Annotated in this window: 15 protein-coding genes; all 15 read right to left on the reverse strand. The window is 64.4% G+C overall.

Going from position 1 to position 15,117, the window contains the following annotated elements:
* Positions 1-2: 2 nt before the first annotated feature.
* On the reverse strand, positions 3-1,850 hold the full coding sequence (locus tag ACTQ40_RS09275; protein ID WP_441563953.1) for a fibronectin type III domain-containing protein: 1,848 nt from the start codon (positions 1,848-1,850) through the stop codon (positions 3-5).
* Positions 1,851-4,694: a phage tail tape measure protein gene (locus tag ACTQ40_RS09280; protein ID WP_441563955.1), complete on the reverse strand. Its 2,844-nt coding sequence runs from the start codon at positions 4,692-4,694 to the stop codon at positions 1,851-1,853. It lies immediately after the preceding gene.
* Positions 4,695-4,734: 40 nt separating this feature from the next.
* Complete coding sequence (locus tag ACTQ40_RS09285; RefSeq protein WP_441085643.1) at positions 4,735-5,211, reverse strand: hypothetical protein; 477 nt, start codon at positions 5,209-5,211, stop codon at positions 4,735-4,737.
* 17 nt (positions 5,212-5,228) lie between these two features.
* Complete coding sequence (locus ACTQ40_RS09290) at positions 5,229-5,615, reverse strand: hypothetical protein (RefSeq protein ID WP_441085642.1); 387 nt, start codon at positions 5,613-5,615, stop codon at positions 5,229-5,231.
* 31 nt (positions 5,616-5,646) lie between these two features.
* On the reverse strand, positions 5,647-5,856 hold the full coding sequence (locus ACTQ40_RS09295) for a hypothetical protein (protein WP_441085641.1): 210 nt from the start codon (positions 5,854-5,856) through the stop codon (positions 5,647-5,649).
* A 419-nt stretch (positions 5,857-6,275) separates the two neighbouring features.
* Positions 6,276-6,605 (reverse strand): hypothetical protein, encoded by a 330-nt coding sequence (locus tag ACTQ40_RS09300; RefSeq protein WP_441085639.1) that lies wholly within the window; start codon positions 6,603-6,605, stop codon positions 6,276-6,278.
* Positions 6,606-6,610: 5 nt separating this feature from the next.
* Positions 6,611-6,955 (reverse strand): hypothetical protein, encoded by a 345-nt coding sequence (locus ACTQ40_RS09305; protein ID WP_441085638.1) that lies wholly within the window; start codon positions 6,953-6,955, stop codon positions 6,611-6,613.
* Positions 6,952-7,407 (reverse strand): hypothetical protein, encoded by a 456-nt coding sequence (locus ACTQ40_RS09310; protein ID WP_441563959.1) that lies wholly within the window; start codon positions 7,405-7,407, stop codon positions 6,952-6,954. Before ACTQ40_RS09310 ends, ACTQ40_RS09305 begins: the two co-directional genes overlap by 4 nt.
* Positions 7,408-7,532: 125 nt before the next feature.
* Entirely contained in the window at positions 7,533-7,787 is a 255-nt protein-coding gene (locus ACTQ40_RS09315; RefSeq protein ID WP_441085636.1) for a hypothetical protein, read from the reverse strand.
* Between the two features lie 204 nt (positions 7,788-7,991).
* Positions 7,992-8,645, reverse strand: a complete 654-nt coding sequence (locus tag ACTQ40_RS09320; RefSeq protein ID WP_441085635.1) for a phage tail tube protein — start codon at positions 8,643-8,645, stop codon at positions 7,992-7,994.
* Between the two features lie 31 nt (positions 8,646-8,676).
* On the reverse strand, positions 8,677-9,915 hold the full coding sequence (locus tag ACTQ40_RS09325; RefSeq protein ID WP_441141103.1) for a phage major capsid protein: 1,239 nt from the start codon (positions 9,913-9,915) through the stop codon (positions 8,677-8,679).
* Between the two features lie 21 nt (positions 9,916-9,936).
* On the reverse strand, positions 9,937-10,797 hold the full coding sequence (locus ACTQ40_RS09330; protein WP_441085633.1) for an HK97 family phage prohead protease: 861 nt from the start codon (positions 10,795-10,797) through the stop codon (positions 9,937-9,939).
* 85 nt (positions 10,798-10,882) lie between these two features.
* Complete coding sequence (locus ACTQ40_RS09335; protein ID WP_441563961.1) at positions 10,883-12,811, reverse strand: phage portal protein; 1,929 nt, start codon at positions 12,809-12,811, stop codon at positions 10,883-10,885.
* A gap of 102 nt (positions 12,812-12,913) precedes the next feature.
* On the reverse strand, positions 12,914-14,404 hold the full coding sequence (locus ACTQ40_RS09340; protein WP_441563963.1) for a hypothetical protein: 1,491 nt from the start codon (positions 14,402-14,404) through the stop codon (positions 12,914-12,916).
* Between the two features lie 80 nt (positions 14,405-14,484).
* Positions 14,485-14,919, reverse strand: a complete 435-nt coding sequence (locus ACTQ40_RS09345) for a hypothetical protein (protein WP_441085630.1) — start codon at positions 14,917-14,919, stop codon at positions 14,485-14,487.
* Positions 14,920-15,117 lie beyond the last annotated feature (198 nt).

The following is a 15,117-nucleotide window of genomic DNA, read 5'->3' on the forward strand; positions in this document are numbered from 1 at the left end:
CCTTATAGTCCGTAGGGGTTTTCACCATACGGCGACAAGCCGTAGCCGTAGCCTTCACCGGTCACATACAGCGACCACGTTCCACCAGCCGCCCACGCATCCGACCGGACGCCGCCGACAGGTACCGAATCGGACTCGAAACTAGGGTTGGTCGCCCTATTGGTGACCGTCTTACCGCCGACGGTGCGCGTAGACGTGGACGCATGAGCCGCGCCCGTCCACGCGAACGTCTCGCCCGGAGACGCCGTATGCACAAGCGCCACACTCGCGCCGCTATCCGACCACGACGCCGTAAGCGTGGGCGGCGCGGGCAGCAGGAACGACGTGGTAAACGTCACCGTCGCCGGTTCAGACACCAGCCCGTTGGTGTCGGTGACGGTCACCACAACCTGATAAGTCGCGTTGTCCAGCAGGTTGTAGCTGAACGCCCTAGAAGCCGCCACAGGGTCTTCTTCCACAGCCCGTTGCAGCGTGGCCCCGGCTTCATCCTGCAACTCAGCCACGAACCGAAGTTGCTGTGCGCCCGTCTGGATATCCGGCGTCCATCGCGCGGTCACACGGTTACCCGTCAGCACCGCACCATCGACGGGCTCGGTGATCGACACAACCGGCGAATCCGCCGCCGTGAACCACCCCACCGTCGACCAGGGGCCGAATGCGGCGTGCGCGCCCTTGGTGCGGACCTGCCACTCATACTCGCCCGTATCGGCTAGGTCCAGCGCCCTAGACGATGCCGTGGTACCCGAGAACGGAACCCACGCGCCCCCATCGACACGGTATTGCAGCTCGTAGGCTGTTTGCTTGGACGAGTCAGCAGTGCGATGTGTCCAAACGAACGTAACCGGTCCCTTGGCCGGGTCGAGCACACTGCCCACCGGGGTCACGAGCGTAGGCGCTAGTGGCGGGGAGAGTAGCCGCACCTCGTTAGACGTGGCCCGGGCACTGGTCAGTTGGACACCCACACCCGACGTGGACGCCTGACGCACGGACTCAACCTGGTAACGCCACACCTTGGTGGGGTCGGGGCTGCTGTGCGTGTACGTACCTGTGTTAGGCACCGTCGCCAGCAGGGTGTACGCCCCACCCGACGCCGACGCGTACACCTTGAACTGGTCGTTGAACGGGGACCTATCCGTCCACGACACCACGATGGATGACCCCGAACGGCCAGCGGACACACCCGTTGGTGCCGCTGGTGTTGTGTAGGCCACCGTAGCTTGTGTGGTGTACGCCGACACGCCGCCTGGCCCCTCGGCCCGGACCCGCGCACGGTACCCGCTGTTCGGTTTGGTGGTGCCCGTCGTCCATGCCGTGGCTGTGGTGTGGCCCAGCAACCCCCAACCGCCCGTGGATGCGTTGTAAATCTCTAGCCGGTAACGCGTGACCGACCCCGACGACGCGCCCCAACTAATCTTGTGCGACGTGTCGCTGATACGGGTCATGGTCACCGCGCCGGGCTGCCCGGGCGGGTTCTGTGGCTTGGCGGGGATAGTGGCCGTAGCGGTTACGCGGGCCGTCGCGCCGACGTACTCCACGCCCGACAGTTGCGCCGTGACACTCACCGTCGTAGGGCTCGTGGACACGGGCACCGCGCGTGACAGTGAGTGCAGTGAGCGCGACGAATTGGACGACAGGTTAAATGGGCGGGAACCGGAACCCGAGCCCAGCGTGCCAGACCATGACAGCGAGTTGTTCTGGTCGTTGACACCGTACTGCACGCCGACATAGATAGTGGCGCGGACGGTTACAGCGGTATCGGACGACTTAGGCGCCGGCACCGACGTGTAATCGACACCGACACGCATACGGCGCGGGGAAGTGCCCGCCCACGAGCCCCACTGAATTGCCATTTAGCCCACCCGTCCTTGTGCCTTGATCCTGTCCGCCGACTTGAAGAACTCGACCACGCCGTCTAGGTCATCGGCCTCAACGGTTACATACATTGTATCAATGTGTAGCGACTCATCGTGCGTGCCCGCGCCGCCCAGCAGCGCGCGCGTGGCCGCCGACGAGTGGACCGTCTCGCCGCCGCGCATGTACCGAAGCTGGGGCCCCTCGACCAGCTCTGGGAACCCTTGCCCCAGTTCGCCGACCCATGCCCAACCGGGCGCGGCGTAGTTAGTCCCCGTAGCGTACCCCCGCGACGACATTACCTTCTTCAGGCCGCTGTTGCTGTTGTCCATGCGGTACGTCTTTTGGGCGAATAGGTCCGTGATACCCAAAACGTCTAGCTGCCTAATAGCCCAATCCTTGGCAGTTTCGACAACCTTAAACATGCCGTCGCGCAGCAGCGTACCCCACGGGCTGTTGAGACCGTCACGAAGCGCCTTCACTACCTTGTCGATAATGTTAGGGATGTCGAACACGCCGCCGCTACCGGGCGTAACGCGCGGGCCGTTGTCACGCCCGCCTAGGCCGTCGCCGCCGCGTAGGTAATCCTGTGCCTGCCAGACAGCCGAACCGGCGGCGCTACCGAATCCGGGAAGCGGCACGCCGTGAATGTGTGGGGCCCAGTTGCCCTTGCCGGTGCGGTCCCACGCGGCAATACCCGACGCGCGTAGCGCCGTAATAATCGCCGTGGTAATGGGGGTCATGTCCAGCGCGTCACCTTGGTGGGAGGTGCCCGAATAGCTTGTGCGCGGGCGGAAGCCACCCTGGCTAATGTTAAAGCCCACGCCCGCCATGGCCTCAGCGGCACGGATAGCCGCCGCAAAGCGCTCGGTGAACCGCTTACCCTTGTAGGACACAATGCCGCCCCCGGCGTGCGCGTCGAACTGGTCCCGGAACCGCGCCGGTGACATACCGCCCAGCACGGCCCTGTTGAGCCGCAACAGCCGGGCCTTCTCGTAGTCGTCCAAGGCTTCGGTCACGGTCACGCCTTCACCACGACGCATCCAAACAAGTTGGTCGTCGCCGTCGGCGTAGCGGCTCGTACCGGGAAGGATGCCTCCGCCCGCCATGGCAGCCCGGGGCCTACCAGCGGACGGTACTCTAATAGGCCGCGCTTCGGCCAAGTCAATACCCGGGATAAGGTTCAGTGCCCGGCGTAGCCCTTGGTTCCATACCACCTCAATGATGAAGTTGACCGGCTTAGCGGCTGCCGCCTGTAGGCCCGACCAGATAGACGCCCAGTTTTCGGCAAAGCCGCTCACAGCGTCGCCCATGAGCTTGAAGGTAGGGCTGACCACCTTGTCCCATAGCCACTTAATGACCGGGCCCACATAGTTCTGAATGAAGTCCCACAAGGCGTTCAGCGCCGGCTTGGCGAAGTTGTCCCACATACCCCTAATCGCTTGCCCGACCAGCTTCATGAGGGGCAGCACCACGCGATTAGCGAAGTCCTGAAAGACCGGCACGACGTTCTTCGCGATGAAGTCGGCCACGGCGCGAAGGATGGGCAGTACCTTGTTGTTGAACATGGCCCAGAGGTCTTTCAGCACGGGAACCACCGTGTCGGCAATGATGCCCGCCACCTTCTGCCAGTACGGGATGACGTAATCGCGCACATACCCGATGACGTTCTTCAGGATTGGCCACAGCACATCACGCAAGTACGCGCCCAGCCCGTCGAACACGGATTGTACCGCCGTGAGCGGGCCCGTTCCGTCAGACCAACCGCCAAAGAAGTCCTCAAGATAAGGGATCGCAACGTCGTTGATCCACGTCATGCCGTCGCTGATGAGCCCGAACACCTTTTCGGCCACCGGGGCAACGAGCACGCTCATGCGGTTCTGGAAGATCTGCCACTGCTCGGAAAAACTGGCGGTGTCGGCGCTGGCCTGCATGATCGTGTCGCCGCTGCCCGTAGCGGCGGCGGTCAGGTCGTTCAGGTTCAGCTTGCCCTGTTGTAGCGCAGCCATGAACTGCGGGGCGTTTTTGGTGCCGAAAAGCTTAGCCGACAACTCGGTGGCCCCGGCCGTGTCCCCCGTGGCCAGCATGTTCTGAATCTCGGTGGTGGTGCGGCTAAACGCTTTTTGGGGCTCTTCGCCGTCCTTTGCCAGCGTGACAAGTGCCTTGCCCAGGCCCGCGGTCATCTTGGAAGCGTCGAGACCAGCCTTGTCCAGACCACCGACGAGAGCAGCTGTCTGATCGAAGTCGAAGCCCAGCGCCTGGACCGCGGGGCCGGCCTTCTGGACGATGCTCGCGAGCTCGTTCATGCCAACCCCGGTGTCCTGGCTGACACGGTACAGGGTATCCATGGCCCCCGTGGCCTTCTCACCCTCAATGCCGAACACGGCGAAGGACGCGCTGACCTTTTTCACGTCGATGGCTTCACCCGTGAGCCGGCCGGCTTCCAGGACCTGCCCGGTAAAGGTCTCCAACGTTGGTCCGGTCAGGCCCATACGGGTGTTGATGTCCGCCACGGCGGTGCTGATGTCCCCGAAGTCGGCGGGAACCTTGGTGCCTACATTCTTGGCGCTGGCAACGAGTCCGTCAAGGGCTTCACCGGTGGCCCCGGTGCCCACGCGGATGGTGTCCGTCATGTCATCGAAGGTGCTACCGAGGTCATACAGGGCCTTGCCCGCCAGCACGACGCCGCCCGCTACCGCGGTGACCCCCGCTGCCATGGCCAGGCCGAACTTCCCGCCGGCTTTTTTGCCCGACTTGCCGGCCGCCTCGTCGGCGCCCTTGCCCAGCTGGTCCGCGAACTTGGACATACTGGGCAGAACGTCAATCCATACAGCGTCGCCCACCGTCGGCCCCTTTCACCGTTGTTCAAGCGCTAGCGTACCGTCACCGGGGCCTCTGTGCTTCTTCGGCGCGCGCCTGCGCGGCCTTGGCCTCAGCTACTAGGTCCGCGGCTTCGGTGTGCTCAGCGGCGCGCCTAGCGCGGCTCATGCCTGTTTCTGGCCTGAGCGCCGGGGTGGGCGTGTTGGGTTTAGCACCGCCCAGCGCTTCAAGGTGATGCACCACCACTTGCAGTGTGTCCAGCACGTCTAGCAGTGATTGGTTGGTACGACTCATCTCAATGAGCGCGGGGGGCGCGGCCTTTCCCGGCTTGTTGCCCATGTGCTTGAGAATCGCGGCTGCCGTCTCGTCGTCGTCGGCTCGGGCTGCCCAGAATGCCGTCCCGCTTGGTAGCTGCCACAACAGCGTTTCAAGCTTACGCCAACTGAGCTTGTGCCGGAAGAAGTCCAGCAGGTCTAGCCCGAACCGTTCGTGTAGGTCGTACTCAATCGCTGCGCCGTAGCGTTCGACTAGCTCAACCAACCTGACGAGACGGCTAACTACCCCCCCACGGGCGTGTACCCCATGGCCAACAGCCGCTTCACTTCACGGGGCTTGGTCGCGCGCACGGTGCCGCCACCGGGGCCCTGCAACTCGATTTCCTCGTACATGTCGAAGTGTTCCATGAGGTCTTCAACGAGCTTCGGCATGGCCTTATGGCCTGCCTTGTCCACGAGCGCGGACACGTCTTGGTAGGCGTCGCCGGTGAGCCCCAGCAGGATGAGGTCTAGGTCACCGGCTCGCATGCCCTGAGCAACGCGCTTGATACGCGCGCCCGTAGGGTTGGTTATGCGAATCTCGCCGTCAGCGGTTTTGAGTACGAAGTCAGCGGCTTCGGCTTCGCGCGCGTAGTTGTCCCATGTGCGCGTTACTTCATTGGTTGCCACGGTAGTAGTCCTTTCGTCCGGGCGTCGGGGCTCAGTCGGCCTTGGTGTCGGTGGGGGCCTCAGCCTTGTTGGCGGGGGCCTGAGCGGCCTTGTTGGCCGGTCGCTGCGCTGCCTTGCGCGGCTTGGGGGTCACGTCGGTGTAGCCGCGCGTACGAACCAGTTGGTCACGCTCGGCTTCGTCGCTCGTGGCGTAAGTACGCCCGTCGGGCGTCTTGAGCTTGTACGTCTTGGGGGTGGCCATGGCCGGTTTCCTCTCGTCTGCGCGTGCGCGCGCTTCCTACTGTAGTCGCGTCTCTACGGTGTAGCTAGCTACTACGCGGTAGACGCCGGGGTTGCGGTAGTGCAGTTGGGTAGGGCGTTGGGCCGTGCGTACGGTGTCGATGAGCACGCCGGCAACTGACCGCCCGGCCTGCCTGTGCATCCACGCGCGTAGCTCGCTGGCCATATCCATGGCCACTTCCCGGCTGGCCGCGAACGTCTCCACGTCCACGCGGGCGGCGTCGGTCAGGCCGTTATCTGCGCCCCCGATTGCGTGTAGGCGCGTGAATCGGTCGGGCCCACCTTCAAGCGGGTACGTCTCGGTGCCTATCTCGCCCCGGTGACCGTCGGCAACCAACCGTGTGATAAGCGCGCCTTCAATGTCTGGCCATTCCATGGTTGCTACCCGCCCTTCGGGGTGTTGTGCCGCGCGGCCAATCGGCCGAGCACGCGCCGCTTGGGCTCGTTGTAGTCGCCCCACTCATCTTCTTGGGGCACGCTCACACGTGCATACGGTCGCCCGCCCGGCCGTGTGCCCTCGCCCACGGTAACGTCCAGTTCGGGGGGCCCCGTCTTGTAGCGGTCGGCCACGTCAACGTAGTAGTCATCCCGGGCCACTTCGGCGTTGACTTCGCGCGCGATTTCTTCGGCTTTATCGCGCAACGCGGCGCGTACGCCGGGGGCTTGCATGGCGTTGAGCATGAACTCCTTAGACAGCCTCAGTGACGGCATGGCCTTTAGCCCTTCACGCGTTCGAGGTTGGCACGACAATAGCCTTCAATGGCCAACCCTGATGGTTGGTACAGGGGCTCGCCCACGACGTGGAACGTGCCGATAACGGGCAGCGACACTTCATCGCTACCCGCAACGTCGGCGTAGAACTCGGGGGGCCACTGAACCATGTAGGTTTCAACGTACTGTACGCCCGTCGTGTTGTCCTCGCTCGAAGCTTGGTGTGTGTGCCAGCACGGGGCCTCAACGCGCACGTCGGGCCCGTACACGGGGTTGTTGTAGCGGTCGCGCCCCGTGACCGTGCCGCGCTTCACGATGACGCTCGGCACGGTGTACAGGTTGCGCGTCATGGCCGGGGCCCCAGACGATACCGGGCCAACGCGCCGCCTGAGGCCAGCAACGCGGCGGTGCTTGTGTAGGCCGTCGTGCCCCTGTAGGTGACCGCGTGGCCGGGCAGTGACTCGCTGGCCACGTCAGCCGCGCCGGGGCCCGCCAGCAGTCGCACAAGGCCCGCCACGAGCGACTTAGGCACCATCTCGTAGCCGTGTCGTACGTCCACTTCAAGCATGCGCCGCCCACGGGGGAAGCCCCCAGCGCGTCGAATCGTGCTCGACTCGGTAGACCAACCCGTTCGGATATCCCACCCGTTCAGCGGCACCATTTCTGAGCCGTTCCAGTACCGAACCGCGGTAACGTCGTTGAGCGCCAGCGTGGGCAGTACGATCACCTCAGCGCCGTTACTGTCAAGCGTCAGCGTCTCGGTTACTTCGGGCGCAATGTGCCAACCACAGTGAGCGCGCACGTCATCGGCTATAACGTCTAGGTCGTCCTGTGAGGGGGCCCCGGGGCCCGCTGGCAGGTCTTGGACGGTGACTAGTGGCGGGTACGCCATTGGTGCCCCCCTCCTTTCAGGCTCGTGGTTGCGGCTTACTCCACAACCTCAACGTCGGCGTCGTCGGCGTTCGACTCGTCGGCGTCGGTCGTGTCGTCGGCCTTCGCGGCGGTGCGTCGCGTGCGCGGCTGCCGGGCGGCAAGGTCGCGGGGGGTGGTGGGGTTCTTGCGCTTGGTCGCCGTCGGCTTCCAACCCGCATCCTCGTAGCGCTGGCGGTCGTCCTCGTCCAGCAGCATCGTGAACTCGTGGTCGTCGCCCGGGCGGGTCAGCTTGTACTCAGTGTTGGCCATGGTGGCTCACTCCTTAAGTCGGGGGCCCGGTGTTGGGCCGTGCCTAGCCCCAAGCATAGCGGGGCACACCGTTTAAGGCATGCACGAAGCCCCCTGAGTCTTGGCAACTCAGGGGGCTTGCAGTGTGTAAGCCGGGGCGATTCTTGACTGGGTACCGCATCCGAAATGGCCCCGGCTTAGGTCAGCTTACACCAACCTGCGGGGCTACGCGGGCAGGAAGCCCATACCCGCAACGTCAAGGCCGGGCCCGCCCCAAATCTGGCGGTGGGCCGTCTTGATTGCCGGGTCCTCGTAACCGGTCATTGTGACGGTGTAGGCCTTTTCAGCAGACTCGCTGTTCTCCTGATCCTCAACGCCCGTAACCTGAGCGTTGGGAAGCCAGTCAAGCCAGTAAATCGCGTCGGCCCCGTCGCCATCTTTGCACAAGATGAACACCCGCCAGTCAAGCGCCTGCGGGCGGCTCGGCTTGTCCACGACGATGTTGCCCTGAGCGTCGGCCTTGACCGCACTAAGGTCAACGCCGCCGTGAAGCTCCATGGCAAGCCTGTTGCTCTCCTGCATCGTGAAGGAAACCGTGGTCACGTCGGACGTAATGTCGCGGCGCGTCGGCTGAGCGTAGCCCCACGACTCAACGTCGCTCGTGTTGGTATCCCGAGCCAGCTTCACGGCGCTGGCCTTGGACAGAACACCCACGTCCTTGTACCCGGACGGCACGATGAGCCCGCCCTCGGCCGTCCACACCTGCGTTACGGGCGGGTCTCCGCCGGCGTAGCGCTTGACGAAGACTGCGCCCGCAAGCGCCTTCCTGATGTTCTTCACGTTGGGGGTTCGCACGTTGTCGAATGTCTTAACACTCATGTCGTCACCCTTCCTTTCTCGCCGTCAGCCCTTAGACCGTAAGGTCAAGGTAGACGAAAGCAGCGGGGTACTTCACCTGCAGGCCCTCGCGCTTACGAAGTCGCGTGGTGATCTTGTCGTTGATGAAGTCATCCACGTTGCTGTTGGTGGACTCCACGCGGATACCGCCCTTGGTGAACAGCTTGGCCGACTTGAACGCGCCCACGAGCACCTTACCGGCAGGGATGGCCGACGTGACGACGGTACGAAGGCCCCACACGGGCGGGTTCTCCATGACGCCACCGTTGCCGTACTGGCCCTGGAAGTAGCCCCCGCCGAAGTACTGGCCGTTGCCGTCCTTGTTGAGCCGGAGGGCTTCGTAGTCTGTCGGGTGCATGACGATACCGTCAGCGCTCATGCCCGTGGCGGTCTGCACCTTGCCAATGGCCTTGAGGATCGCGTCAGGCGCGGTGTCCGCGTCTTTGGTGGCGGTCTGAATGCCGGAACGCTGCGTGATGCCCCTGAGGTTCGGGCTCGTGCCGTTGCCGAACAGCAGCGCCTGCTCCTCCTTCTGGCCAAGGTCGTAGACGGCGGTGCTGTTGATTTCGCTTACCATGTAGGGCAGGTCTTCGGCCATGTCGTCGGTGACCTTGAACCAACCGGCGATTTCGCCCAGCGCGTCGGTAACCCACGTGGGATCGGCCACATGAAGCTGCGGCTTGGTGCCGCCCTCGGCAACGTAGCCGGTGCCACCCTCAAGCGCCCCGAAGACCGCGTACTTAATCGCGCTGCCGGACACGGTGCCCGACTGCAACAGGTCCGCGATAACGAGACGGTCACGCTTGGGCATGACGAAGTTCGTATCAAGGTCAGTCACGAGCGGGCCGTACGCGCCGGTAGCGCCCCCGACGGTCTGCGTGTCGGTCGCGGCCTTCTCGAACAGCAGTTCTGGAGCGCCCACGGTCAGACCGGTAGGAATGTCCTTGGGGCTATTGAGCCCCTTCGCCTTGAGGTGGTGCGCCCAATGGTCGCCCAGAGACTTCGCCTTGTAGGGCTCGTCGTCGGCTGCGCCGGGATCGTCCAGCGGGCCCCCAGCGGTCTTGAACGCCGCGAACAGCGCTTCGTCACCGGCGGCGGCCTCAATGAGACGGTCGCACTCCTTGACTTCGGCCTCAAACTCAGTGAGCTTGGCCCGCTCGTCTTCGGTCAGGTCGCGGTCCTCAGCCTTCACGGTGTTTAGAATCGTCTGTGCCGCCTTGATAGCTGCGGCTCGCCTTGCCTTGGGCCCCATGTTGGGTACCGTCCTTTCAGGCTAGTTGTCTGTGAACGTACTTGTGTACGCCCACAATGCCGCCAAGGTGTCAACGGACGGTGCCGCCTTCTGATCCTCAGTCGCCGTGGCTGCCTTGACCGGGCCCGTTTCCGGGCTGGGTTCCTCAACAGGGGCTTCCTTGTCTTCGTGCGTACCGCTGGCCTTACCATCGGCTATTGGTGAACCGGGCGTGCCGCCCGTGTCCGCCAAGATTGTATCAGCGCCCGTGGCCACGGAAGCTAGAACCGACTCAATGGAGTTGAGCCCTTCCAGAATCTTCGCCGTGGCTTCGTTCAAGCGCCCTTCGTTGGCCGCGCTGAGCACACGCCCGGCCTTGAGGCCAAGGTCGTTCAGGCGCGACTTGATCGCCATAATGTCCGTCTCAGAGTTGGCCCCGATGGGCACAACGGACACTTCCAGCAGGTCAAGCTTGAGCAAGTGGTTGCCGTCGTTGGCCTTGCGTTCCTCAAGAACACGGTAGGCAAACGACATATCGGTAACCCGTCGGCCCTTCAACAGCTTGTACACCTGTTCAGCCGTGGGGTTGGTCAGGTCAAGCTCACCTTCAACCCTCAGGCCGCGCTCATCCTCAACCGCCTTGGTCGGGTCGATGCTGCCAATGTTGCTGAACGGGTCGAACATGTCGTGGCCCCACAACAGGGGGATGGGGTCGCCCTTCGCCTTGAGCTCTTCCAGCGTGTCGGCAAACGCTCCCGGCTCCACAATATCGCCGTAGCTATCCACGTTGCCGAACACGCTCGCATAGCCGACGAACGCGCCTGGCTTCAAGCCGTCTTCGTCGCCCGCCTGCTTGATCCTGAACGCCGCGTGCTTCACGCCCACGGTGTTAACGCCGCTCATCGTGCGCCCCTTCCTGTCTCGGCCAGCATACCTTTACCACGAGACTTCAACCGCACACTGACACGCCCGTTATGTACCTCGTAGATCACCACGAAACGGCCACCTCACATTGACAACCAGCCACTTCGTCAGGGTCACCGAATGACGCGGGCCAGTCAAGTCCGTTGCTGAACGTGTCGTCAATGGGTACCGTTTCGCCGTCCATGGCGGCGTGAGACTCACGCGGGTTGGCGCTCGTGACAATCCACGTCTTGGTTGCCCTCTTGCCGCCGTTCTGCCGGGCGGCTTCGGTGATGCCGAAGCCGGTAGCGAAGCCCGCGACCACTGCGCCCCACGTGTGGGCGTGCCCGTCGGCTTCGTCCACTAGAACCTTGTCGTACGGGTTGGGCGGTTCGCCGTCTTCGTCGTCCCAATCGTCTAGCGCGTCCACGGCGTCTTGTAGGCGCTTGCGCGTCCCCTCGTTGATCGCCTCAGCCTTGCGGGCGCTCGATTCCGTCAAGTACGCCACGGTGCGCGCTTCGTCGTATGCGTCGGCACCTAGCCCGTTGTCCTTGAGCGCGTCGGTAGCGGCCCTGAGCGCTTCGGCGCGGCTGACGGCCAGCAGGTCAGCCGTCAGTTCCTTGTCCCAGCGCTCAGAGTCCCACGGCAGCTTGTCCTTCTTGCCCCGTAGCACCTTGTGTTGGTGCTCGAAGAACTTGGCCAACACGGCGGCTACGGCGTCGGTAGCCGCCGTGCGTGCCCGACGTGACTTCACCGGGGGCAGCGCGGCGCGCTTGGCCGTCGGCAGTGGCGCTGCGGTAGCCCTGTCGGGCGCGCCGGGTGTCTCGTTCTGTGTGCCACTGTCGCGGGGGCTGGCTTGCCCACCCACCGTAACGTTGAGCGGCACAACGAGTTGGTCGCCGCCCTCAATAGCCGGGAGGTTCTGCCGGGCGCGCGCTTCGTTGGGGGTGAGCCACGGGGCACCAACCGACGACGAAAGCACGGCGGCCTGTTCCTCAAACGAACCGGCCAGCTTCTCAGCAATGTTGAACTCGGCGTAGAACCGCGCCGGGTCAAGCCCCATGACTGGCAGCAGTTGCTTGTTGATCCGCTCGGTAACCTGCCGAAGGATCGGCCCCAACGTGTCGGTGTACAGCATGCGGCTGAACTCTCGCACGTTCGAGTATGTCGCGCCGTCGGTGTACCCAATCATGGTGGGGTTGACGTGGTACACGCTGGCCACGGTCTGCAGGCTGAGCTTGGCCGCCTCTACGAACTGTTGCTCGCGTGCGTTGAAGTCCACGCGGGTGAGCTTCATGCCGTCTTCCAGAATGGGCGTACCGCCCGCGCCGGGGCCCTTGCCCGTGTACTTGGCGTACCAATCCTCGCGGAACGCGTCGCGCGCTCGGTCACTCCACGGCTCAGCGTCCACGGGGCGTTCAAGCACGGCAGACACGCGGCCGCCGTTTTCCCAAATTTGGGAGCGGTAGCGCGCGGCCTCGATCTGTTCTAGCAGAGTCGCCTTGAGCGCTTCGACCTTGCTCGAACTGCCAATGTAGGCCGTCGGGCTGTAGCCCCCGAAGCGCACAACGCCGGGTGAGCCGTCGATGCTGGCCGGGATCGTATGTACCTTGCCTTGGAACGCAACGTTGAACCGGCTGGCAAAGAACGGGGAGTCGTCGCCGGGCCACTGGCTGACCCACGTAGGGGGTAGGCGTAGCAGTCGGTAGCCCGTCGGCACTCGTGAATCCTGCATAAGCCACCAATAGGCCGCGTCGTACAGGGCAAAGTCGCCCACGGTTGCGTACACAAGATCGTAGGTGGTTATAGCGCCATCCACGAACCGGAGCAACTGCGCCAGCGCGGAATCGTCCGCGCGCACGCGCCCGCCGTCGGGCATGCGCTCGTAGACGTGTAGGCCAAGCTGCGCGACGTTGCGTGCTAGGAAGTCCACCACAACGCGCAAGTGGGGTTGCGTGCGCCACATTTTGGCGGGGTTGAGCGTGCTCGGGTTGTAGCCAAGTGTCGCAACCACTTGTTCCCACGGCGCGCCGTTGACGTAGGTGACGGTGGGGCTATGCCAGCGCACCAACTCACTCATGGGTCACCCCCGCCTTGCTTAGTCGCGTTCGGCTCATCATACCGTCAAGACCCTTCCAGTCTCGTAGGCTGACGCGCGCGCTACGTTCGTCACACCCCACACCGCTAGCGTAGCGGCTTCCAACGGGCTTGCATCGTAACCGTACCGCTCCCACACCCAGCGGTCTAGGATAGGCCGTTTCTTGGCTTCGCCAACCGAAGCGTCAAGCTCGGGCTGACCGCCGTGCTCAACGGTGCCGTTACGTACGCCGTCCCACAGCCCAGCGCATGCCGCCTTCCACTGTTGAAACGACGCCTTGACTAGTCGGCGTGACGGCTTAACCATCTTCTCAAGCTCAGCCGTGAGCACGCCCGAAGGGCCCCCGGGATCGTAGACCACACGGGTACGGGGCCGTTCCTCCAACAGTTCCTTTAGCCGGGGGGCCACCCACTGGAAGCCCAGCCCGGTAGCCACCACACGGCACGCCGTGCGCTCACCACGCGGGCCCGCGCCCACAATGGCGGCGCTCGTCAGGTCAGCGGCTACGGCCACGCCCACGGTGTTCAGGTCAAAGTCCGCCGGGGTAGGTAGGCCGATGTGCTCGTTGTCGTCAGCGTCGAAGTACCGCGCCGTGGCGGCACTCCAAACACCGTCACCGAACACGTCTGTTGCGTCAGCTTCGTCCCACCAACCTAGGTACTCACGCCCCCACTCAGCGGGCGGGATCGACTCCCGTAGGTTGCGCATGCGCTCCAAGCTCAGTCCCGTACCGTTGGGCCGCACACGCCCCAACAGCGGGCTTGCTCGCGCCCACAGTTCTTCGTCGTCCATCGCGCACCCAGGCACGTGCAGCGGGTTTCCGGGCGGGAAGTGTAGGCACTTCCGGCCGGTACGGTCGTCGTCGTGCGCGCACTTCGGGCGCTCGGTGCCCCACTCAGCCCAGCCCAACGACGTTGAGCGCCCGGCGCGCCCGGCGTCGCGCTTGGCCCTGAGCGTGCTTGAGCCCGCCAGGCCGGGCGTGGAAGCGTAGACGGCTTGAGCGTCGCGGCGCGCGGTCAGCGTGGGCATGAGCGCGCCCAACATGGCGTCGGTCAGGTACAGGGCCTCGTCAAGAACGATCCGGTCACCCGTAAGACCGCGGCCGGCGCGCTCGGTGCGCGCGCTCACGTCCAGCTGTCGCCCGTCGGCGGTCAGAATCTTCTCAACGTCCTTGCCCGTGTGGATGCCGCCGCTTCGGTCGTCAAGCAACTTACCGCGCAAGTTCGGCGCGGCCTTGATTACCTCAGCCAGTTCGTGGAAAGACTTGATAGCCGTTTCCTTCAGGTGGGCGTTCCAGTTGACGTTACGCACGTGACCGACGGGCACCACGAACAGCCAGCCTATGGCGCACATAATGAGCGTGCCCGTCTTGAGTTGCTGGCGGGGGCCGATTACGCCGTACTCGAACGCCGCGGGCAGACCGTCGTGCCCGTAGGCAAACACGTCGTCAAGGATTAGTTGCTGTTCGGGGTCGGGCGCGTACCCGGCTGCCCGGCACGTCTTGCCCACGAGCGGGCCCAGCGTCACCGCACGCGGGGGGCTCGTGTGGTACGCCGGGGGCAGTAGCGCGTAAGGGTCAGGCCGCGGCATCATGCCGCCCCCAGCCCGGCCAGCAGTTGCGCGGCTTCGTCTTGGACAGCGGCAACAGGGTCGCGCGCGAGGTCTACGGTTTCGTGGTCGCGCATGAAGTCCTTGTAGGCGTCTCGGAACGCCTTGCCCATTCCGGTGAGGCTGCCGGGCGCGACGCTGCCGGGGTTGTCCAGAATGCGGGCCATGCCCAGCAGGTGGACCGCCAGCGGGTCTTCGTCGTAGTCGTCAATGCCCGCCGCCTCGAACCGTCGGCGCGTGGTTTCCTCCAGCCGCCCGTGAAGTTCCGCGGGGGTCTCGGGCGTGTCGTCGGCGCTCGGGTTACGCGGTGCGCGCTTCGTGGGCTCAGTCTTGGCGTCGGTGCGCCGGGCGTCGCGGAACTTAGCCTGTCGGCACGCCGGGGAACACACAACCGCCGTCGCGCGCCTGCCCGCCATGCTGCCGCCGCAGACTTCGCACCGTGCCCGATTTCCCATGTAGCACAGAATAGCCCAACCGTTACAGCGTTGGCGTAACGGTATGCCGACGCGGCCAACAGATAGTGAGAACCGCTTTCATTTAGGGCCAGCCGCCCGACGGTGACGCCCTTTTCGCGGCGCTAGGTGTCCGCCCGATAGAGTGTCGGACACCTAGCG

It is taken from the genome of Collinsella sp. Sow4_D11 (genome assembly GCF_052116465.1).
GTDB lineage: Bacteria > Actinomycetota > Coriobacteriia > Coriobacteriales > Coriobacteriaceae > Collinsella.